General features: G+C 35.6%; 18 protein-coding genes and 1 tRNA gene. 6 read left to right on the top strand and 13 right to left on the bottom strand.

Going from position 1 to position 21,992, the window contains the following annotated elements:
• Positions 1-180 precede the first annotated feature (180 nt).
• A complete protein-coding gene (locus WCP78_RS05250) occupies positions 181-1,086 on the top strand; it encodes a metallophosphoesterase family protein (protein WP_336279462.1) in 906 nt (301 codons plus the stop codon).
• 30 nt (positions 1,087-1,116) lie between these two features.
• Here the strand turns inward: WCP78_RS05250 and WCP78_RS05245 are convergent, their stop codons facing one another.
• Together WCP78_RS05245 and mnmA are read right to left on the bottom strand one after the other, a co-directional pair.
• On the bottom strand, positions 1,117-2,025 hold the full coding sequence (locus tag WCP78_RS05245; protein ID WP_336279461.1) for a cation diffusion facilitator family transporter: 909 nt from the start codon (positions 2,023-2,025) through the stop codon (positions 1,117-1,119).
• Between the two features lie 1,878 nt (positions 2,026-3,903).
• Positions 3,904-5,130, bottom strand: coding sequence for a tRNA 2-thiouridine(34) synthase MnmA (gene mnmA, locus WCP78_RS05240; protein WP_336279460.1), 1,227 nt, complete (start codon positions 5,128-5,130; stop codon positions 3,904-3,906).
• A gap of 345 nt (positions 5,131-5,475) precedes the next feature.
• Here mnmA and sciP point away from each other — a divergent pair, with 345 nt between their 5' ends.
• The gene (sciP, locus tag WCP78_RS05235; protein ID WP_336279459.1) at positions 5,476-5,751 is read left to right on the top strand and encodes a CtrA inhibitor SciP; all 276 of its coding nucleotides are present in this window, start codon (positions 5,476-5,478) and stop codon (positions 5,749-5,751) included.
• Positions 5,752-5,884: 133 nt separating this feature from the next.
• On the opposite strand, the gene WCP78_RS05230 is transcribed toward sciP, so the two are convergent.
• A complete protein-coding gene (locus WCP78_RS05230) occupies positions 5,885-6,271 on the bottom strand; it encodes a flagellar export protein FliJ (protein ID WP_336279458.1) in 387 nt (128 codons plus the stop codon).
• Between the two features lie 616 nt (positions 6,272-6,887).
• Between WCP78_RS05230 and ctrA the strand changes: the two genes are divergently transcribed.
• The gene (gene ctrA / locus WCP78_RS05225) at positions 6,888-7,589 is read left to right on the top strand and encodes a response regulator transcription factor CtrA (RefSeq protein WP_336279567.1); all 702 of its coding nucleotides are present in this window, start codon (positions 6,888-6,890) and stop codon (positions 7,587-7,589) included.
• Between the two features lie 175 nt (positions 7,590-7,764).
• Here the strand turns inward: ctrA and chpT are convergent, their stop codons facing one another.
• On the bottom strand, positions 7,765-8,403 hold the full coding sequence (gene chpT, locus WCP78_RS05220; RefSeq protein WP_336279457.1) for a histidine phosphotransferase ChpT: 639 nt from the start codon (positions 8,401-8,403) through the stop codon (positions 7,765-7,767).
• Positions 8,404-8,623: 220 nt separating this feature from the next.
• On the opposite strand from chpT, the gene WCP78_RS05215 reads away from it, so the two are divergent.
• Together WCP78_RS05215 and WCP78_RS05210 are read left to right on the top strand one after the other, a co-directional pair.
• A complete protein-coding gene (locus WCP78_RS05215; RefSeq protein ID WP_336279456.1) occupies positions 8,624-9,220 on the top strand; it encodes a DUF1134 domain-containing protein in 597 nt (198 codons plus the stop codon).
• 26 nt (positions 9,221-9,246) lie between these two features.
• Complete coding sequence (locus WCP78_RS05210) at positions 9,247-9,906, top strand: hypothetical protein (protein WP_336279455.1); 660 nt, start codon at positions 9,247-9,249, stop codon at positions 9,904-9,906.
• Positions 9,907-10,139: 233 nt separating this feature from the next.
• Here WCP78_RS05210 and WCP78_RS05205 read toward each other — a convergent pair whose 3' ends face one another.
• Positions 10,140-11,261: a DegT/DnrJ/EryC1/StrS family aminotransferase gene (locus tag WCP78_RS05205; protein ID WP_336279454.1), complete on the bottom strand. Its 1,122-nt coding sequence runs from the start codon at positions 11,259-11,261 to the stop codon at positions 10,140-10,142.
• 53 nt (positions 11,262-11,314) lie between these two features.
• Positions 11,315-12,271, bottom strand: coding sequence for a Gfo/Idh/MocA family protein (locus tag WCP78_RS05200; protein ID WP_336279453.1), 957 nt, complete (start codon positions 12,269-12,271; stop codon positions 11,315-11,317).
• Positions 12,272-12,438: 167 nt separating this feature from the next.
• Between WCP78_RS05200 and WCP78_RS05195 the strand changes: the two genes are divergently transcribed.
• Positions 12,439-12,512, top strand: a tRNA-Met gene (locus WCP78_RS05195).
• A gap of 126 nt (positions 12,513-12,638) precedes the next feature.
• Here the strand turns inward: WCP78_RS05195 and WCP78_RS05190 are convergent.
• From WCP78_RS05190 to WCP78_RS05160, 7 genes are all read right to left on the bottom strand, one after another.
• Positions 12,639-13,151 (bottom strand): DUF721 domain-containing protein, encoded by a 513-nt coding sequence (locus WCP78_RS05190; protein ID WP_336279452.1) that lies wholly within the window; start codon positions 13,149-13,151, stop codon positions 12,639-12,641.
• Positions 13,152-14,642: 1,491 nt separating this feature from the next.
• The gene (locus WCP78_RS05185; protein WP_336279451.1) at positions 14,643-15,425 is read right to left on the bottom strand and encodes an ABC transporter ATP-binding protein; all 783 of its coding nucleotides are present in this window, start codon (positions 15,423-15,425) and stop codon (positions 14,643-14,645) included.
• On the bottom strand, positions 15,422-16,297 hold the full coding sequence (locus tag WCP78_RS05180; protein ID WP_336279450.1) for an ABC transporter ATP-binding protein: 876 nt from the start codon (positions 16,295-16,297) through the stop codon (positions 15,422-15,424). The genes WCP78_RS05185 and WCP78_RS05180 overlap by 4 nt, the downstream gene beginning before the upstream one ends.
• Complete coding sequence (locus WCP78_RS05175) at positions 16,290-17,219, bottom strand: ABC transporter permease (RefSeq protein ID WP_336279449.1); 930 nt, start codon at positions 17,217-17,219, stop codon at positions 16,290-16,292. The genes WCP78_RS05180 and WCP78_RS05175 overlap by 8 nt, the downstream gene beginning before the upstream one ends.
• Before the next feature lie 2 nt (positions 17,220-17,221).
• Positions 17,222-18,295, bottom strand: a complete 1,074-nt coding sequence (locus WCP78_RS05170; protein ID WP_336279448.1) for an ABC transporter permease — start codon at positions 18,293-18,295, stop codon at positions 17,222-17,224.
• Between the two features lie 96 nt (positions 18,296-18,391).
• Complete coding sequence (locus WCP78_RS05165; protein WP_336279447.1) at positions 18,392-20,023, bottom strand: ABC transporter substrate-binding protein; 1,632 nt, start codon at positions 20,021-20,023, stop codon at positions 18,392-18,394.
• 316 nt (positions 20,024-20,339) lie between these two features.
• Entirely contained in the window at positions 20,340-21,965 is a 1,626-nt protein-coding gene (locus tag WCP78_RS05160) for an ABC transporter substrate-binding protein (protein ID WP_336279446.1), read from the bottom strand.
• Between the last annotated feature and the right edge of the window lie 27 nt (positions 21,966-21,992).

Genomic DNA, 21,992 nt, shown 5'->3' with positions numbered 1-21,992 from the left:
TAGACGAAAATATACCGTAGTTTTCCTACCTTTGATAATTTAAAGGCAAACAAAATATAAAAGTTTCAAAAGACTGTTTTCCGCATTTTAGACAAATATCTACCCATTTCGTACTTCTTTTTTACTTCAAAAAAACAGCTTATCTTATATTATTTTATTGCCTAAATTGTTTTGGACACTATGCTAACACTCATGTTTTATCTTGCCCACATATCAGATATCCACCTTTCACCATTACCGCAACCTACTTTATTTGAGCTGTTTGGAAAACGCCTTACTGGCTATCTAAACTGGCAAAAAAAACGTAAAAGCCAAATGGCAATTAATGTGCTAGAAACATTAATGGATACCTTAAAAAAGAAAAATCCTGATCATCTTGTGATCTCTGGTGATCTTGTTAACCTTGCTCTAGATAAAGAATTTAAGCAAGCATATAATTGGCTACTAAACCAAGATAAATCTAAAAATATTTCTCTAATATTTGGAAATCATGATGCTTATGTTCGTGGAGCATTCCGAAAGGCATGTACTCTTTTTCAACCTTGGATCAAAAGTGATTTTTCTCCAGAAAAAAACACTCTACCCTTTCCTTACATGCGCATTCGCAATAATGTAGCCATTATAGGTGCATCTTCAGCCATTGCTACACCGCCTTTTCAAGCTTCTGGATATTTTGGAAAAATGCAAGCACAAACGTTATCACAACTTTTGGATGAAGCTGCTGCACGAAATCTCTTTCGTGTAATAATGATACACCATCCACCCTTTCACTATGCAACATCTTGGCATAAAAAATTATGGGGAATAGAACGTTTTCTAGAAGTTATTAAACATCATGGCTGCGAACTCATTCTTCACGGACATACTCATTTACCCACATTAAATACCATTGAAGAAAAAACACCTGTTGTTGGAGTCGCCTCCGCATCACAAGCTTTTGGTCACAAAAAGCCACCAGCGAGCTTTAACTTATTTGCCATTGAGCGCTCTCAAAACCAGTGGCATTGTCAGTTAGAACGTTACAGCATAATCAATCAAAAAAATGAAATGGCGTGCACTGAAAAAATTGACTTAAGGCTACGCTAGAAAAAAGTATCTTTTAATAAGAAGAACTCTTTATATAAAAGGAATAGCCGTTGTACCAAGAGGTAATTTAGCTTCATCTTCAGGCTCTATATGAATAGAAATATGCACGTTATCAAACTCTTTTTCAAGGACATCTTCAATTTTATTGCAAATTTGGTGAGCTTCTCCTACTTGCATCACAGCTGGAACAACCAAATGAAACTCTATGAAAATAATTCTTCCAGCAACACGCGTCCGCAAATCATGCACTTCAAGAGCACCATGAGCATTGGCAGAAATAAGATCACGTATCCGTATGGTTTCACTTAATTCAACCCCTACATCCATTAAACCCTGAACGGCATTTCGAATCACTTTTCCTCCCTGAAAAAGAATATTAACAGCAACAATTATTGCTAAAATTGGATCCAAAATAGCCCATCCACCAAAAAAGGCAGCAAGTAAACCAATTAAAATGCCAAGAGAAGTAAAAAAATCTGTTATGAAATGCACTCCATCAGCTTTAAGAGCTGGTGAACGATGGATTTTTCCTTGCTGGATAAGAATCCAACCCCATGCGTAATTTATGATACTCGCTGCAAGATGAATAACGAGCCATATTCCAGGTTTTTGTGATATTACAACAGTTGATAACGCCATCCATGCTTCTCTTAAAATCAGAACTGCTGCAACGATGATCAATACTCCTTCAAGAATAGCAGAAAAATATTCTGCCTTATAATGTCCAAAAGGGTGATTTTGATCCTCTGGCTTCATACTTACTTTAATAGCCCACAACGTAGCCAACGATGCAAGTATATTTATAATTGATTCTAATGCATCAGAATAAAGCGCAACCGAACCCGTAATATAATACACCCAATATTTTAAAGCAAAAACGATACAAGAAACGAAAATAGAGTATAGGATTAAGCGTTTTATATTGATTTTTACAACCATAGCCACCCATCCCTCTTCTTCACTAAATAAATAATAACTTCAGAATCTACCTTGTGATATTTTGCCATGTTGTAAATATTTCAGCAATATAACAGAATTCTTAGAATAGCATAAATGGCTACAATGCATTATTGTCATTTATAAAAATGATCCTAAACAGCTGAGATTAGGGAATTGTGAAAATTATCCCCAAAAAACAAAAAACTCTCAAAAGGAATCTTATCTCATATTATCATTCAAATGCACTATACGAATATATCATCCATTATTTTTCAGTATAATTGCATAAAAATAAAAGACTCCTTCACACTCAGATGCACCCTTATTTCTACCTTGTATCAAGGTATTGTGTACAAAAAAGCTTTCACTCATTGACTGAATAATAAAGGAAACCCTTATCCCTCCCCTCAAAAAAAAAGAATCTGGGCATTGGGGGACCCAGATTCTTTTCCTTTAGCAAGTAAAGGCGCATAGGACTCAGGAAATAGCGGGGACCTAAATCCTACGCCCGATACGCATACAACATCCATTGTACCGCACCCGGTACTTATAAACTATACCTATGGTTGTGCTTTGTCAATGATAATTCTACCTTAGGTTAAATTAATAAAATTTTTTCATCACTCTATTAAAAAATAAACATCTAGAAATTTAGAAAAACAGCATCAATTTTTAGAGTATGGATTATCATAGAAATCTACTAAATTGGTGATTTATGCCTAAAAACTGATAAGATATTTATAAAATATCTCTTTTTGAACGGTAAAATCATTTATGGCTAGAAACAAAATAACATTATCAGTATTATCGTATTCGAAAGGATTTTCTATTCTGCTATTGCTTATTACACATCTCACGCTGAAAAACCTCATCGTTTACAGCAAGAATCTAAGGCATAGTTATTTTTCAATTTGATCTTTATTATTGAATGTACTGCAGCGAATCTCACTCTTCAACTCCCTAAAAAGAAATACCTTGCAAGATTTAAATATGAGCAGTGTGATTTTTACTTCTAATGCTCTGATAAGGTAAAAGCTATCAACGTACTAAAAGTAAAACATATCTTGTTAGCTTATAAAGTGAACGATGCAAGCATTGCTATCAGCAACAAGAACCCATCCAAATGAACCAGAATCTTGTTAACCTGCCGTAGGAAATACCACCTTTTAAGGAGAAGAGAATATTAATTAGAAATATCATTCTAAATTTATACCCATTTTAGAATCACCATAACTAACATACCCATATCCCATTCATTGCATTCCACAATATCATAGATAATACTACAGATTTCCATATTCATTATTGCATGAGTGATACTTATAAATGCACAACACAACCAGTATTAAAAAATTTTACAAACTCTTCCAGCAATCTTTAATTTTTATTCTATATAGTATTTTAGAACTGTCATTATAGATGCTATTTTTCACAACGCCGTCGCTCTTACCAATAATAAAATTATTATTGACAAAACCTCATATAATCTGCCTTTATCGTAAATCGATCAGAATTTCTACTGATGCAACTCTATAAATATCCTATAACCAAAACGCTGATGTGAACAATTTTTTAAAAAATTTTAAATGACACCGGTTTTCACCTTTATGTTTTCTTCTTTCCAACGCTTCTCAAAAAAACAAAATCCATAAAATAGACAACACCTATTTATTTATGAAAACAGAGGATGACAGCTACCCAATCCGTGTTTTGCAAAAATCAGAATCCTTGCATATTACTATGGTGGCCTTATTAGTTTGATAGCTTCACTATCTCCCAGAATCAGGCGCTTATGTTAGCGCCTTTTACCAATTCTAATAAACTTTGCTAAAAGAAATAACACTTTAATAAAAATATCTCCCCCACGAGAAATATATATTATTTACAAGAAACGTTTGTGTGCAGTCCAGGAGAAACAGTAGCTGTTTCTGTGTTACACAAAACTCGCTGCAACATCATTTCAGTACGAGCAGCACGTTTTGAGTACGCAACAAACCCACCCCCAAGAACACGTGCTTCATTACTATTCCCATCATAAAAAACACAAGCTTGCCCTGGTGCCACACCATCTTCATATTCTAACAAGTTAACAAAAAACCCCCCATCTTGATAATGTAACCGAGCAAGATGTGGAGGACGCGTTGAACGAACTTTTACAGCTACTTCAATACCATCTGAAGGAAAATCATCCAACCGCTCATCACCAAGCCAATTTACGTCACGTAAAAACAGCTGATGTGTTTCCAACATTTCACGTGGACCCACAATAACACGCGCATTTTCTACATCGAGATAAACAACGTAAAGTGCTTCACCAGTTGCAACACCAATGCCACGACGCTGACCAACAGTATAATTGACTATTCCCGAATGTTTTCCTAAAATTTTTCCATCAATATGTACAATAACTCCAGGATTAGCAGCCTCAGGTCGTAACTTTGTGATAATATCAGAATATTTCCCCTGCGGAACAAAGCAAATATCCTGACTGTCATGTTTATTAGCAACAACAAAACCCATTTCTTCTGCTATTTCACGAACACGTACTTTCGGAAGATCGCCTAGTGGAAAACGCAAATAGTCAATCTGCTCTTGTGTTGTTGCAAAAAGAAAATAACTCTGGTCACGCTCAAAGTCGAGAGGACGGAAAAGTGACCGGTGCGCACCAAGAAGACGACTGCGAATATAATGACCTGTTGCCAAAGCATCTGCACCCAATTCCCGCGCAGTTACTAATAAATCAGCAAACTTTACAGTTTGATTACATGCCACACAAGGCACAGGCGTCTCTCCGTGTACATAACTTTCTGTAAAAGGATTTATTACAGCTTCACGAAATCGTTCCTCATAATCAAGAACATAATGCGGTATTCCTAATGTCTCTGCCACACGACGCGCATCTTCAATATCTTGCCCCGCGCAGCATGCACCAACACGATGTGTTGCAGCACCATGATCATAAAGCTGCAATGTAATCCCAATTACATCATAACCTTCTTTTTTCAAAAGACCTGCAACAACTGACGAATCAACTCCACCAGACATCGCAACAACTATGCGGGAATTTTCAGGTCGTCCCGGCAAATCAAGACTATTTAAAGACATATATTTATTCTCTACTTAAAATGTGCATCATGTGATTAATATTTTGCACACTCTTTACCGTTTTTTATATTATCTTTTTATCCTTTTCACAACCAATAGCATCATTTTTAAAAGACAGCTTCAAGAACAAAAAGAGTTGATGAAAATTAAGAAAAGATAAAAGTATTTTTTATCCTTTTATAAAAAATCCAATTAAAATATCATAATAGATCATTCCGCTTATCTTTGTAGCATATCGTTTACGTATTCACTTATTTTATTCATTTTTCTTTTAACGAGTTTAGCTCTTTTTTAAAGTTCATGTTTTAAAACAAATCAAGTCCTTGACAAAAATAGAAGGATACAATGACTGATTTGACAAAAAACCAAATAAAATATGTTATTGGACCGGATGGGAGTCCACTCACCATCGCCGACTTGCCGCCTAAAACAACAAGGCGCTGGGTGATTCGTCGTAAAGCTGAAGTTGTTGCAGCTATCCGAGGTGGATTGCTAAGTCTCGAAGAGGCGTGCCAACGCTATAGTCTAACCGTAGAAGAATTTCTTTCATGGCAAGACTTGATCGATCAACACGGTTTAGCTGGATTACGAACGACTAGAATTCAACATTATAGACAATAATCATAATTGTGCCAATAATGATTGAAACTCAGTTTTAAATACTATTCAAAACAGCCAGACTTTATCAAGCTTGGCTGTTTTTTACCTCAATACAAGTGTTTTTCAGATCTTAATCTAAAAATAATGGCTTTCATTACCCAGTCATCGAATTAGGTTGAATCAAAATATGATCATCGTCGATACCAGACATATTTTCTTTTACATCAAGAATCTGTACACGCTGCAACTCTGTACTGATTTCACGTAGAGTTGCCTCAGCATTTTTTTTCTGAATCTGTAAATCATGAATTGAATCGACAAGATTATCACGCCTTTGCCTGGCAGCACGTGCAAAAGCCGAATAAGCAAAATGATGAATATCACTATTTCCAGATTTACGTTCTTCACTACTGATTTGTGCTTCTAGATCTGAAACTATTCGTTCAAATTCTGCGATCATCATATCAAGCTGGGCAATTTCACGACGCTTCCCACGCTCTTGAAACATCTTCAATTTCAACATACTTTCCCGTGACTTCATACTCTCTACTCCTTGATTGTGCTCATCCCACAATCCCTATTCACACCATTTACTCACTTCACTGCTATCTTTTTGAAGAAAAACAGAGATCACTCTTGTTAATAAAATTATGAATTTCAGGACTTTCCTTAAAAGATCTGCGAACATAGCCTGCTTTAAAGAGCAATAATCATTCTTTACGTTTTTTCCCTGTAGTCCCCACCATAATCCACCCTCATTTATAAAATGAAGAAATTTAAAGCTCAGTAAATAAATATCACAATTTTAAAAAATTAATTTGAAATAATCTACTATATTTTTTAAATGAAGAATTAACAGAAAAGGCAATTCATTTTTCCACTAACTTTAAAACATATGATTTTTTTCAAAATAATTTTGTTAACCACTTTTTAAAATAAAAATGTTTTGTTAACCACTATCGTACATAGTGGGAAATTATCGTAAATATTGGGAAATTCAGTGGTGATTGTTACGCGTACTGCTGAAATGTTCATAGACACTTTATAACAATAAGTGTTTGTTTTTATGAATCATTTTATAAACATTGGTTTTACCAACTGTTGTAAAACAAAGCAGCTCCGCTTGATTCCAAAGGAGCGAAATGAGGGATCTAACGATGCGCGTATTGTTAATTGAAGATGATAAAGCAACCACTCAAACCATTGAGTTAATGCTAAAATCAGAAAACTTTAATGTTTATATCACGGATCTAGGTGAAGAAGGCATCGATTTAGGAAAGCTCTATGATTATGATATCATTTTGCTTGATCTAAATTTACCTGATATGTCAGGCTATGATGTTTTACGAACCTTAAGATTAGCAAAAATAAAAACCCCTGTTCTCATTCTTTCTGGCATGGGAGCTATTGAAGATAAGGTGCGTGGTTTTGGCTTTGGTGCTGATGATTACATGACTAAGCCTTTTCACAAAGACGAATTAATTGCACGTATTCATGCAGTTGTGCGTCGTTCTAAAGGTCATGCACAATCGATTATTGTTACCGGTGACCTCACTGTTAATCTTGATGCTAAAACAGTCGAGGTTTCAGGACATCCTGTCCATTTGACTGGAAAAGAATATCAGATGCTGGAGCTTCTATCTCTACGCAAAGGCACCACACTCACTAAAGAAATGTTTCTCAATCATCTTTATGGTGGAATGGATGAACCAGAACTTAAAATTATTGATGTCTTCATCTGTAAACTGCGAAAAAAGCTGGAAGCAGCATCTTCCGGTATAAACTATATTGATACAGTTTGGGGACGCGGTTATGTATTACGTGATCCAATTGAAGAAAGCGTACGTAAAACTGCCTAAAACGATAACAAGACACATTGTAAAATCTCGGGGGAGCGGGCCGAGGTTTTTTCTCTGTTTGAAAGAATTTTCACAAAAAGCCCCCTTTACATAGAAAGTCCTGAATCTTAAAGATCTTTCCGATTCAATTTTTTTCTAAGTCATCTTTTCCCAATGTGACCATCTTAAAATTATTTTAAAATATTTTCTCACTTTCTAAAATAATAAGATCATCAGTTTCATCGATCTTTATTTTCATAGATGTCATCTCAGCAAGTAACATCGTATAATAAAGCTGGATTACATGAGCATCGATACGCTCTTCCTTAAATTCTCCATTACATAATTCAATAAAATGAGGAGAAATCCGTAGAACTTTACCATAAATCTCAAATCGAAAAGAACGTTTATTCTCATCTTGCAAAATTATCACAACTATTTCACCACAACGAGAAATTGTTGCATTTGCAATCAATAGTAAATTAAGCAAAAGTTTAACTTCATCTTTTGGTAAGAGTAAAGCGGGAGCTTGCCATTTTAAAACTGCTTTTTCTTCCTTCATATATTGCTGAGCGACCTGCTCAGCGGAACGCGTGTCTATTTGAGACCCTACAGCTCCTGAAAAACCAAAAGCCAATCGTGCAAATTGCAAACGTGCGGAAGCATTCGCAACAGACCAACGCACTAATTGCAAAGCATCTTCATCAGCTCCACCCTCATCGTAGAGCTCCATCGCATTTTGAATGGCGCCAACAGGTGAAATCAAATCATGGCAAATGCGACTACAAAGCAAAGCAGCAAGATCAGTAGACTTCAAAGAAAAAGTTAGCGTCATAATTATTAATAACTCCCAGATTAAAAAATAAGATTATTTTGCACTAAAGCCCTTAACATCTCATGCAATGTGTATCATGTATATAGAGAACTTGACAATCACACTTAAATTTTTAGGAATAAATTCAGTAATCTAAATAACCTTACACCTTATTTTATTTGAATCAGATGAAAATTCTAATATTATCTTTTTGTTTGGAACTAATAAAAGGGGAAAACTCATGACTCTCTCTTTCCTATTACGCTGGTATAAAAATATCACACCCTTGATATTTCTTTTATTCGTAACCATAAATACTGCACATACTCAACCTCAACCAATGAGGCCAAATGAGCCACATTATTCTTTGCAGGAAATTATCGATTCTGGTCATATTTTTTTTGGAAAAACCGCAGATAGCATAGCAGTCGCAATTGAAAATATCTTTTCACAATATGGATATCCCAACGGCTATATCTTAGGGGAAGAAGCTTCCGGTGCTTTCTTTGCGGGATTAACCTATGGAGAAGGACAGCTTTTTACCAAAAGCCACGGTCAACATAAAGTTTTTTGGCAGGGTCCTTCTGTAGGATGGGATTTTGGGGGGCAAGGCTCCCGTTTAATGGTCTTAGTTTATGATCTCAAAAATATAAATAATTTATGGGGACGCTATGGTGGTATTTCAGGCTCGGCCTATCTAGTTGCAGGTGTAGGGTTTCACGTTCTTAAAAGGCATAATATTTTATTAATTCCAGTACGTACAGGAATTGGTGCACGCCTTGGCATTAATGTAGGGTATTTAAAACTAACACCCACACCAACATGGAATCCATTTTAAATGGACTTTCACTGAAAAGAGGATTTATGCTTATTCAATCATTGCTTTTTTTTATTCTTGGAATTGCCTCTATTTCCTGGTTATTAGTGCTTTTTTCCCCTCTTATTTGGCGCAGAGCTGTATACTTTGCACGGAAATTCGTTTCTACACAAATTCCATTATCAGTCACAGAAATGCAAGCAAACTATGATTTTCTCTGTGCACAACATGCTGTGGAGTTAGTACGCAATGAACAAAAATACAACTCTTTACAAAAAAAATACGCCCAACAGAAAATACAACTTAGCCAAACAACAGAAAAACTTCACAGGTTGTATCTATCTACACAATGTAATTCTTACATCCAACATGAAGAATCTATCGGAATAAAAGATGAAAAAAGTGCTTTTACAATAAATAATTTCATAATGGACATAAAAACTATGCGAGAAAAAATAACACACTATCTGCAATGTTTAGAAAAAATTCAAACAGATGAATTTGACGAAACTGCTAAGCATCAACTTCTCGATAAACTGCGCGAAGACACAAAAGAGCTAGCTGCAACATTAGCTGCCCAAATAGCTCTGCAGGAAGGACAATCTTCACCTATCAATACATTGATACAAAATTCCCAAAGCAAAGATGACCTAGCATCCCATATTAGCAAAAAAATAGCTCATACAAAAAAAACACCCCTTACATAGATTTTCTTTTTTTAAAGCCCTTACGAAGATCTGAATCAACCAATATCGACGGTTAATCCTTAACACAATGAATTCATTATCACATTGAGCAAGTAACATAAGATACAGCTCTATACATCAACGACTTTATTAATAGAATATCTTCACAGCTTTAACGCTATCTTTTAAAAATAACTCTCTAAAAAACAGCCTAATTTAAAGCTTATAAGTAATTTTAAAGATAAAGTATTTTATCAAGAATGATAAAAATCTCTTATTTTCTGAATAACCATATCTTGATCATTTTTTGTTAAATAAGGATGCATAGGTAAACTTAACACATAATTTCCTAAAGACTCAGAAATAGAAAGAGATCCCTTTACAAAAGGAAAGTGTTTATAAGCTGGCTGCTGATGTAATGGAGTTTTGTAATAAATCATTGTAGGAATAGAGTGTTTTTGCAGATACTCCTTTAGTTTATCTCTATTTTCCCCTACAATAATAGTGTATTGCGCATAAGCACAACGACCTCCCTCCTCCACTTTTGGGACTGTGACAATATCTTTCAAACCATCGGAATAATACTGAGCAATTGCCACACGTTTTTCCATCTCATCTTCAAATATAGCGAGCTTTTCTAACAAAATTGCAGCCTGAATTGTATCTAAACGTGAATTCAAACCAATGCGTACATTATCATATTGCGTTTGCCCTTTACCATGAAACAAAATAGAACGTAAAAGCGCCGCCAAATCATCATCATTGGTCATCATAGCACCCCCATCGCCATAACATCCTAATGGTTTTGCAGGATAAAAGCTGGTTGCAGCCACATCACCAAAAGCTCCACACATAGTATTACCACTTTTACCGCCTATCGATTGAGCACTATCTTCAATAATAAACAGGTTTTCCTTTACAGCTATCTCAGCAATCTGGAGATAGTCGGCAGGAAGACCAAATAAATCAACAGCAATAATTGCCTTTGGTTTAAGACGTCCTTCCTTTTTAATCATTTCGATCGCTTCACAAAGCTTATTGACATCAATATTGAATGTATCAGGCATAACATCAACAAAAACAGGTTCAGCTCCCACCAAAGCAATAACTTCAGCAGTTGCGGAAAACGTGAAGCTAGGACAAAAAACAGCATCACCTAAACCAATATTTTTAGCCATAAGGGGCATCTTCAATGCATCAGTTCCATTAGCACATGCAACCACGTGTTTAACACCAAGATAATCTGCCAATTGCTCTTCAAACTCTGTTACTTTTGGTCCTAAAATATATTTTCCACTCTCTAAAACGTGGGCAATTGCAGCATTAATTTTATCTTCAATGAGGGCACGTTGCGCCCCAAGATCTATGAATTGCATATTAACTCCATTGATAATTACAATAATACAAAACAAGTACTACTTATCTTTTTTTATCGATGATAATTGGCACTAGCAGTAGCTAAAATCCGTAAAATAGCAACAGCCTCATCACCATTTGTACGAGGCAATTGACGTGTTTTAATACAATGAAGGAAATGCTTCAGTTCACAAGTAAGCGGCAAATCTTCACAAACCTCAATATAATTCGGTTTATCAGTATGAAAATCCCACTCTTCATTTTTCTTCCACACAGAAAAGCGTTGAAATGCTAATTTACGATTCCATGGCTCCATATCATCAAAAACGAGCATAGCCTTTGTACCAACAACCGTTAAACGCCTTTCACGATAAGGACTAAGGCGCGAAGTAAAAAGATGACTACGCACACCATTTGGAAAAGTCATATGGATATGAGAAAAATCGGCAAGCTGATTGACCACAGCCGCTCCCTTCCCCTGGATTTCAGAGGGTTCACATCCTGTTAAAGCCAAAATCATTGAAAGATCATGAGGAGCAAGATCCCATAAAGCATCACTCTGTGTATGAAACTTTCCAAAGCCTAACCGATGAGAATAAATATAACGTATATCACCCAACTCTCCTTCTAACACTAATTCACGCATTTTTTCAAATGCAGGGTGAAAACGTAAAATATGGCTTACCATTAAAATCCGACCATATTCATTAGCAGCTTGAACTTGCTTCTCAGCATCCGCTACATTTAAAGCAATCGGTTTTTCAACCAAAACATCTTTACCATTTTTAACAGCACGCAGCACATTTTCCGTATGGAATTGTGGAGGTAACGCTATCACCAACGCATCTATATCTCTATGAATAAAAAGATCATTAGGCGGAATAGCTTTAACACCGTACATACTGGAAAAACTTTCAGCACAACCAATATCAATATCGGAAACCGCTACTAAAGCTCCAAAACTCTGGAGTGTTCGTATATGATTTTTACCCCAATCTCCACACCCTAAAACCGCTACACGTGGCAACATTTTTACGCCTTATCCTACTTAGTCATATAAAAAACATATTTCTATACATTCCATATCTAGGATAAAATAGAATGACAAGAAAAAAGCTTAAAATCGATGCTTGACATCTTACTATTCTACCTCTTATATCCGCAATATAAAATGAATTCCGATGGTATTTGTATTTTGGCGGAGTAGCTCAGTAGGTTAGAGCAGAGGAATCATAATCCTTGTGTCGGGGGTTCAAATCCCTCCTCCGCTACCGTTTTTCTATCAGAGTTTTTCATCTGTGTACATAGTCTGCACTAATTTAGCTTTCTATCCTGTTCTGCACCATATTTTTTCCCAAAGGGTTTCAAAAAAGTTTTTAAAAAACTTTGAAAGATTCTTAGTGTTTTTCTTTGTTTGCTCTTTTTTCCGTAAAAATGTGGCAGCCAAATTCGTAAAGTGATTGGCGTAAACCTTCGTTGGTGATATTTTCAAGCATCTTTTTCACATGCTTTTTGTCTTCCTCATTTGGAATTAATTTTACCGACGAACAATCGGTCAAAACAGATATACGCCTTTGTACAATCTTAATGCGATCGATAGCTATATACCCAAAAAAACCATTAATTCTATGAAGTAACTCATCTGTTTCATGAAGAACTTTCAATGCCATAAATCCTTCACAAGCTATAACAAGTGTTGCAGGTTGAAAAACGTCATCTTGATCTAAGCGACGTTTCCAAATAATTTTAAGTGGCATTGTATAATGACCAATATCGCATCCTGCAATTTGTGACCAATGCTCTATAAGCGCTACATTAAGACCGGTTCTCTTACGTAAAACGGGATCAAGCATTTTAAATACAGTCTCAGAAAGAGAATCAAAATGACGTTGTTGAAATTGTTTTCTCATTTTCTTGAGTACCGCTTCACCGTTCTCAGCCAATTTATCATTTTTAAAAGGATTTTCAAGAAACTTAAAAAGATCTTCTAAAGGCTATTTTAGGAAACTTATTCTTCTTTTAAAGCGCCTTACACCCCCCCTCTGCTGTCCCTAAAATAGAAAAACAGCAACAGTTTTATCCTCTTACAGCTTAATCAGCCGACCACATACGATTATTCTTTACTGACTATTTCTAGCATCTCTCCATGTTTTTGTCTTTATACTCCATTATAAAAAATTTGATAGAATAACAAGATGATTACTAGCTTAAATATAAATTGCAATATTATTACTGTATTAATGATAATATATAGTATTATTTTATAATAATAAATTATAATTATTATGTAAAATACACAATAAAATAATAACTCCAATTAACAATATTAAGTATTATACAAATAAATATATAATTTTATAAGAAAAAAATTTATCAAGCAACAATAAACATATTTTTCATGAACCCGAAAGCGCTAAATCCTGTATAAAAAACTTACATTCCTTAGCCATATATTTAATTAAAAGAGAAATACTATTTTAAATTGATATCTGCCCTGCCCTAGAATCTAAACGACATGACGAAATGACCAATGACACTGTCGACACAAATTAAGGATCAGAAACAATTAAAGAATAAAGACACTGCCACTGAAAAAAATCCAGCTTCTCATTAAAAATCAACAATCCTGACATAAGATCTAACACACCGTAAAATTTTAAAAAGCAAAAGATTCATATTTTCAATTAAATTAATAAATAACATAAAGTGAATAGATATTGCGAAGACAACGAAGCTAAATCCTTTATAGCTCTAACCTATTTTTCATACTAACCTAAAATAACTCACAACATATCAAAGTAATGAGATCAATTTCAGCCAGTCCAAGCTTCTGAAATGCCTTTATTTCCGAGCGGTATAAAATCTCAAAAACCTATACCAATACTTTTAAAATGATACTTAATAGAGGAAAGGATAAGACTACACTTCTAATCTTTTGCACCTACTACACTAGAATACTCGACTTGAAAAGGTAAAACAAAATAGCAAAGTACTTTTTAGCCTAAAAACGTAAAATGAATATTGTCAACCAATACAAAATAGATCAAATCAACAACCTTATTGATACAAATCAAAGATCACATTTTGATATTCCATCCCAAATCTCAAAGATAACCCTATTGTTTTAAAGAGCAACAAAAGACTTAATTAAAATTGCCAACAATACCCAAACAGATAGATACCATAGAACTCGATAAGACAATAGACGAAGTAAATTATTCCAACGTAAAATAAAATAATAATGCTAAAATCATACCTAAAAGTCGATAAATATCCGATTTATAATAACGCCATCAGGATACTACCAGGAGCTATATTATAGAATATTCTTAAAGCAAACAACATCTTTCCTTCAAGAATACGTATCATCTTTTTCTTAACTCAAAATTCTCAAAACCCCATCATATTGCTTCTTCTTGATACGAAATAGGATCAATACTCGCTTCAAAAAACATCTTTGTATAATCATTTTTTGCCTGCAGATGACGTAAATCATTATTACTGAGCTCTTCAAGAATAATACCTTTATGCATAATACCAACGCGTTCGCATATGTGAGCAATAACTGGAAGATCATGAGATACCATCAAATACGTTAACTGCCTTTCCTCTCGCAATGATTTCAACAAATTTAAAATTTCAGCCTGTACTGATACATCTAAGGCAGATGTTGGTTCATCAAGTAACAAAACTCCTGGTTCAATGATCAAAGCACGCGCTAAAGCAATACGCTGACGCTGCCCTCCTGATAACTCATGTGGATAACGATAAAGAAATGAAGAATCTAAACCAACTGCATGCAAAATATCATGCACACGTTCTTTTCTATTATCCATACCATGAATGACGAGTGATTCCGAAAGAACAGTATGCACCATTTTTTTAGGATGAAGTGAAGCATAAGGATCTTGAAAAACTATTTGGATACGACGCAAAAAATCTTTTTTTCTTTTCTTTAATACTTTTTCCCCATCAAAAATAAAGTCTCCATTATAATGAGGAATAAGCCCTATCAATGCATTCAAAATCGTTGATTTTCCGCATCCTGATTCACCAATTAAACCATAAGATTCGCCACGCTTAATGTGGAAATTGACATTTTTAACAACTGTTATTGCTTTGCGTCCATGCTCAAAAGTTACAGATAAATTAGAAACATCAATAATATTTTCACAATTGGTCACGGCAACGCTCCTTCAACACCATTAACAATCGTTGGACAATGTAGCCACTCAGGATCTCTCTCAGGGACTTCCAAAACATCAACTGGTTTATCAAGTCTCGGCAAACTAGCCAATAAAGACCGAGTATAGGGATGACGCGCACGCGATAAATCACACGCCGGCAATTCTTCTAAGATACGACCCGCATACATTACAAAAACACGATCACAAAAATCAGCAATCATGTTTAAATCATGGCTAATAAAAATAAGTCCTGTTCCAAATTTTGTTACAAGTTTGTCTAATACTGATAAAATCTGAGATCTCACAGTAACATCAAGTGCAGAAGTTGGCTCATCTGCAATAATCAAATCAGGTTTAGGAATAAGCATCATAGCAATCATAACTCGCTGTCCCATACCACCTGATATTTCATGAGGAAATAGTCGCATAACATGCTCAGGATTGCGAATTTGAACAGATTCCAACATAGAAATTGTTTTCTCCCTCGCATCCACCTTTGAAACACGATAATGGATACGATAAGCCTCCATAATCTGATCACCAATTCGTATTAATGGATTAAGCGAATATTTGGGATCCTGTAAAATCATTGAAATACGCTTTCCACGGATAGTTTGCATATACGATTCACTTGCTGTCAATAAATCAATATCATCAAAACGCATTTTATCAGCTTTAACAATCGCTGACTTAGCACTTAACTGTAATATTGCACGTCCAGTTGTTGATTTTCCAGACCCAGATTCGCCAACAATTCCGATTTTTTCTTTTCCCATGGAAAAGCTCACGCCACGCACAACTTCTGAAATGCCACGTGTTGTAGGAAAAGAAATACGTAAATTTTCTATCTCTAATAATTTTTTATCCATTGCGAGGATCCAATACATCACGAAGCCCATCACCTAAAAGATTGAAGGCAAGACTTGAAAGCAATATTGCACAACCTGGCACTACAGCCAACCACCAACTTGTCATCATAAATTCACGACCTGTAGAAAGCATTGCTCCCCATTCAGGGCTCGGAAGTTGAGCGCCTAATCCTAAAAAACCAAGACCAGCAGCGGTTAAAATAATTCCAGACATATCTAACGTTAACCGTACAATAACTGAAGGAATACACATCGGTGCAATGTGAAACAAAATAATTCGCCAAGTAGATGCACCTTGCAGACGAATTGCTGAGACATAATCAGATGAACGTATGGTTAAAGTCTCAGCACGCGCTAACCGCGCTATTGGCGGCCACGCTGAAATTAAAATTGCAATAGACGCATTTTCAATTCCTGGCCCCAAAGCTGCAGAAAAAGCAAATGCTAAAATCAAACCTGGAAAAGCAAGAAAAATATCAACGATACGCATAAGGATAGTATCAACCCATCCCCCTACATAACCAGACACAGTCCCAACAATTAACCCTATAGGCCCGACAATAACTGTAGTGAGGAAAACAATATAAAGGGTGATCCGTGCACCAAAGATTATCCTACTAAAGATATCACGCCCTAATTCATCTGTCCCAAAATAATGTAGCATAGATGGCGGCTGCAATCGGTGTACAAGATCATTGCTAACAAAATCATGGGTAGCAATCCAAGGGGCAAAAGCAGCACACAGAATAATGATAAGAATAATGACCAAACCAAATACAGCCGAGAAATTATGAAAAAATTTAATCATTGAATGATAAATTTTTTGTACATTCGCTTGAATTATTGACCGCGGCACAGCCTCATTTAACCAATGCTTCAAAGAAAATAATGATTGCGATTTATTATGATTTATTGTTGCCATATTTAACGTGTCCTTGGATCAAAGATGTGATAAAGAAAATCAGAAAATACATTAATGATGACAAAGAGAAATCCTATAATCAAAGTACACCCCACAACTGCATTCATATCCCCTGCCAAAAGGGCATTGGTTAAATAACGCCCAAAACCGGGCCAAGCAAAAACTGTCTCTGTTAAGACAGCACCTTCTAGTAAAGAAGCATAAGAAAGAGCAACAACAGTGATAATCTGAACAGCAGCATTGCGAAAAGCATGATACCAAACTGTTCGCATCTGAGATAATCCCTTAACACGTGCAGTGATAATATACTCTTGATTAAGTTGTTCAATCATAAATCCACGTGTCATACGAGTAATATAGGCCATAGCGCCGAACGCTAAAATTAAAGCAGGCATAATAATATGGCCGAAAACATTGCGAAAAGCTTCCCATTGCCCTTGTCTAGCGGTGTCCCAAAGGAAAAATCCTGTCCTAGGTTCAAAAGAATATTCGTAAATAAAATCAATACGCCCTGGACCACCAATCCAACCAAGCTTAGCGTAAAACACCAATAAAGCCATCAATCCAAGCCAAAAAGTTGGTGTTGAATAACGAAGCAGCGTAAAAATACGAACAAAATAATCAACAAATGAATCGCGATACATCGCTGCAAAAATACCAAGCGGAATTCCTAAACTTGTACCAATAATCATAGCAACTGTTGCAAGTTCTAATGTTGCAGGAAATACACGCACAATATCTTCTAAAACAGGCCTTCCCGAAGTTAAAGCATCCCCAAAGTCAAATAAAAATATTTTGCAAAGATAATTCCAATATTGAACAATTAGTGGCTTATCAAGACCCAACTTGAAAAACATCGTATCATAAGCTTCTTGACTAATATTATCACCAAGAATAGCAAGAACAGGATCTAAAGGAAGAAGGTGACCAATAAAAAAAGTAACAGTTACCAAGCCAAGCAATGTAATAAATACAGAAATTAATAGCTTAAATACCTTTAAAAAAAAGATCCATACATATAAATTTCTCCACCTTTGTGAAACTATTGTATTGGCTTCTGGAAATGATAAAGTCATCTTGATAAGATCCTACATACCTATAAAACATGAGCATGACGTTCTCCTTCGCCATACAGTTGAACAAACTACAATCAAGAGCACCACACACAGTTCTTATTCAACTGACTGCGCATACTTTTCTGCACTATTGTAGTAAATATTAAAACTATTCCAAACCCACTTTTTTACAGCGGGTCCTACAGCAACGGTGTAATACGTCTGAAATAAATAAATCATAGGACCGTGCTTAAACACATAATGCTGTAGATCACGATACTGCTCAAAACGCTTATTCTGATCTTTCTCAAACAACGCATCCATCACCATTTTGTTTACAGTTTCATCATAATAACCAGCACGCCAAGCTAAATTCATCATATGCTTTTTTGTGAACGTCGGGTCAGGATTAAAAACATGATGAAACGAAGTAGGATGTCCATCAGGCTCAGTACTTGCCCATCCCATAATCGCCATGTCGTAATTTCTATTACGAACGCGACTTAATAATTGAACCTTTGCTACTTTTTCAATTGTAATATCAATACCAATTTTGCGCGCATTTTCTTGGAGTAACTGCGCAACTGACGACATGTAGGGAAGACTATCAATTAAAAGGTTGGCTTTAAACCCATTGGAATACCCCGCTTCACTTATCAGTTCTTTCGCCTTTTTTAAGTCTAACTTAAATGGGGATCCTTCTTTTTCGTTTAAAGCACCTGGTACGCCTAATGGCATATAACTTGCACGTGGCATAGCAATACCCTTTAAAACAGTTTTCCCAAGCGCCTCATAATCAACCAGATAACGCAACGCACGTCTTACTTTTTCATTAGCAAAAGCTATATTCCTGTTGTTCAGAGATAAATAAATAGATTGTGGTCGCAAAACACGAAGAATCCTAACTGCTCCTCCTTGTTTTTCAATATCTAGAACATCTTCTGAAGACAGATCTCGGGCTATATCTACATCGCCTTTTTCCAAAAGCAGCCTCTGACTCCCTGAGTCAGCAACATGCCGCACAATAATTTGATCAACTTTTGGTGCATCTCCCCAATAATGTTCTGTTGCTTTTAAGACAGCTTCTTCCCCTGAATTCCAACGCACCAATTTATAAGGACCAACACAAGCCGAACGGGTAGCTAAATATTTATTTCCCATATCACCATCAACACTATTTTCTTCAAGTGTTTGACGATCAAGAATAGTAGAAATATAGGATTGTCCGAATATAGACAATATAAGTTGAGCAGGATAAGATTTATCAAACTTCATTTGTAAAGTTTTATCATCAAGCGCTTTAATATTTGTTTCGATATTGTCTTTAGTAAACCCATAGTTCAAAAAAAGCTGGGCATAACTCATCCCCAATTTAACAGCACGCTGCATAGACCAAGCAAGATCTTGTGCAGTCGCAACTCTTCCATCATCAAATCTTAAATTATCACGAAGATGAAAAACAATTCTTTTTCCACCATCCAAGATATCCCAAGATTTGGCCATAGAAGGATTAAATTTAGTAGGATCTAATTGATTATAATCCACCAATGAACTGCAAATATTTTTTAATAATTCACTCGTTGTCGTTTCCATCGATTGCGCTGGATCAAAACTGCTAATCCCATCAATATTCCATGCCATCACCAATGTATTTTTAGATGATGCGCTTAATGGCAGTGGCATAAAACCACTCAAGAAGCCAATTGTCCCCACTAAAATACAAAATTTCTTTAATGTTGTTTTCTTCATCTTATCTTCTGGACACTTTATACATTAAACACTTGTGGTTTCTTTATTTTTCCCCTCAACAACACGATCATAAATTTTTCAAATTCTCTTTCTTAACTCCTAAAAAACAAACTCTCACCGCAGTTAAAATGAATATTTTCATATAATAGGGATATGAATTATCTTCTATAAACCGGATCTTAACCGCATTCTTATAGTGCCCCCCTTGATATCTAAGTATCTTACATGACTTTAAAACACAATCATACAGGGGAGCATTGCCATTATTTATGCTACTGCTACACTTTATTCATATTTTCTAGCACTTAATACGTATTTACTTCTCAATTGCACTATAAAAGACACGTGGAGCACTATTCCAAACCCATTTTTTAACAACAGGCGATAGAGCTACAACATTATATTTTTGATAAAGCATAGCATAAGGCCCTTTTTGCATCATCTCACGCTGCAAATCAGCATAGAGGTTGAGCCGCTTCTTGAAATTCTTTTCAAATAAAGCATCCATAACCTTCTGATTCATATTCGCATCAAAATACCCCTTCTGCCAACTAGGATAGGCTGTATTTCTAGCTTCAAACCGATTATCAGGATTGTAAACAAGACGTAAAGCCATTGTATGAGGATCTACAGAATCATTATTCCATCCGACAAAAGCAGTATCAAAAGCACGTGCATAAATTTTTGAAAATAACTGTGCGCCTCCTAAACGCTCAATCTTCAAATGCACACCCACCTTTGCAGCATTATCTTGTATAGACTGCATAATTGCCAAAGCAAGAGAGGATGTTCCCACTAAAACACTTGTCTCAAACCCGTTTGGATAGCCCGCCTCTGTAAGAAGCTGCTTAGCTTTTTTCAAATCAATTTTAAATGGTTGACCTTCTTTTTCATCCAACGCACCTACAGTACCAATGGGAAGAAAACTTGCACGTGGAACTGCAACCCCTTCAAGAGTTGTCTTTGCAAGACCATCATAATCAATAAGATAGCGCATTGCCAAGCGCACTTTCTCATTAGCAAAAATAGGATTTGTCATATTGAAGCCCCAATACATTATGGATGGCACCAACACTTTCTCAACCTTAATATCTGTTGTCGCTTGAAGATCTGCTAACTCTTCAGGTGTCAAATTACGCGCAACATCTATATCTTGTTTTTGTAATAATAAACGCTGAGTTCCTGATTCAGCAACATGACGAATCAAAATCTGTTTAAGCTTAGGAGCTTTGCCCCAATAATGAGAACTCGCACGTAATAAAATAGCCTCTCCAGGACGCCAACTTGCCAATTGATAAGGATCAACACAATTAATATGACTAGCCAAATACCGGTTTCCCATATCACCGTCTTGTTCGTTTTTCATAATTGTTTCACGATCAAGTAAAATAGTAGCAGGATTAGTGGCTATATGGTTAAGAATAAGCTCTTTAGGATAAGGCTTATCAAATTTCATGACCACAGTCTTTTCATCTGGTGCTTGAATGGCAGAATCAACAGTCTCAGTTGTAATACCATAATCGCTATATGTCGCGGCATTAGCCATCTTCAATTTAACAACCCGTTTCATACTCCAAACAAGATCATGAGCATTAGCAGAACGACCATCATTAAATTTCAAGCCATCATGCAAATGAAAGGTAATAACCGTACTATGTTCATCCCCTGAAACATCCCAACTTTCTGCTAAAGATGGAATCACTTTAGACGCATCTTTTTGAGAAGAACTAACCAAACTATCACAAACGTTACGAAGAATTTCATCTCCATAAACTTCATTGATTTGCGCAGGATCAAACGTATTAATTGCGTCAATACTCCAGGCCATTACAAGAGTATCAGCAGGTGTTTTCGCTGAGACTTGCTGCAAAGATATACCCATAGCAATAAGAGCAGAAATAAAAGAACTACTGCCTTTTAATATCTTTTTTTTCAAGTTCATAGACTTTTCCTTTTGTAAAGCTATATT

This window comes from Bartonella occidentalis (assembly GCF_037070875.1).
Lineage (GTDB): Bacteria > Pseudomonadota > Alphaproteobacteria > Rhizobiales > Rhizobiaceae > Bartonella.
The sequence above is the reverse complement of the archived record's forward strand: the minus strand, read 5'-3'. Positions and strand labels throughout refer to the sequence as shown.

What these genes read in the sequence shown, in the direction of transcription:
- WCP78_RS05250 (WP_336279462.1), top strand. Translation starts at nt 181, where the DNA reads ATGCTAACACTCATGTTTTATCTTGCCCACATATCAGATATCCACCTT.
- WCP78_RS05245 (WP_336279461.1), bottom strand. Translation starts at nt 2,025, where the DNA reads ATGGTTGTAAAAATCAATATAAAACGCTTAATCCTATACTCTATTTTC.
- mnmA (WP_336279460.1), bottom strand. Translation starts at nt 5,130, where the DNA reads ATGTCTTTAAATAGTCTTGATTTGCCGGGACGACCTGAAAATTCCCGC.
- sciP (WP_336279459.1), top strand. Translation starts at nt 5,476, where the DNA reads ATGACTGATTTGACAAAAAACCAAATAAAATATGTTATTGGACCGGAT.
- WCP78_RS05230 (WP_336279458.1), bottom strand. Translation starts at nt 6,271, where the DNA reads ATGAAGTCACGGGAAAGTATGTTGAAATTGAAGATGTTTCAAGAGCGT.
- ctrA (WP_336279567.1), top strand. Translation starts at nt 6,888, where the DNA reads ATGCGCGTATTGTTAATTGAAGATGATAAAGCAACCACTCAAACCATT.
- chpT (WP_336279457.1), bottom strand. Translation starts at nt 8,403, where the DNA reads ATGACGCTAACTTTTTCTTTGAAGTCTACTGATCTTGCTGCTTTGCTT.
- WCP78_RS05215 (WP_336279456.1), top strand. Translation starts at nt 8,624, where the DNA reads ATGACTCTCTCTTTCCTATTACGCTGGTATAAAAATATCACACCCTTG.
- WCP78_RS05210 (WP_336279455.1), top strand. Translation starts at nt 9,247, where the DNA reads ATGCTTATTCAATCATTGCTTTTTTTTATTCTTGGAATTGCCTCTATT.
- WCP78_RS05205 (WP_336279454.1), bottom strand. Translation starts at nt 11,261, where the DNA reads ATGCAATTCATAGATCTTGGGGCGCAACGTGCCCTCATTGAAGATAAA.
- WCP78_RS05200 (WP_336279453.1), bottom strand. Translation starts at nt 12,271, where the DNA reads ATGTTGCCACGTGTAGCGGTTTTAGGGTGTGGAGATTGGGGTAAAAAT.
- WCP78_RS05190 (WP_336279452.1), bottom strand. Translation starts at nt 13,151, where the DNA reads ATGAGAAAACAATTTCAACAACGTCATTTTGATTCTCTTTCTGAGACT.
- WCP78_RS05180 (WP_336279450.1), bottom strand. Translation starts at nt 16,297, where the DNA reads ATGGATAAAAAATTATTAGAGATAGAAAATTTACGTATTTCTTTTCCT.
- WCP78_RS05175 (WP_336279449.1), bottom strand. Translation starts at nt 17,219, where the DNA reads ATGGCAACAATAAATCATAATAAATCGCAATCATTATTTTCTTTGAAG.
- WCP78_RS05170 (WP_336279448.1), bottom strand. Translation starts at nt 18,295, where the DNA reads ATGACTTTATCATTTCCAGAAGCCAATACAATAGTTTCACAAAGGTGG.
- WCP78_RS05165 (WP_336279447.1), bottom strand. Translation starts at nt 20,023, where the DNA reads ATGAAGAAAACAACATTAAAGAAATTTTGTATTTTAGTGGGGACAATT.
- WCP78_RS05160 (WP_336279446.1), bottom strand. Translation starts at nt 21,965, where the DNA reads ATGAACTTGAAAAAAAAGATATTAAAAGGCAGTAGTTCTTTTATTTCT.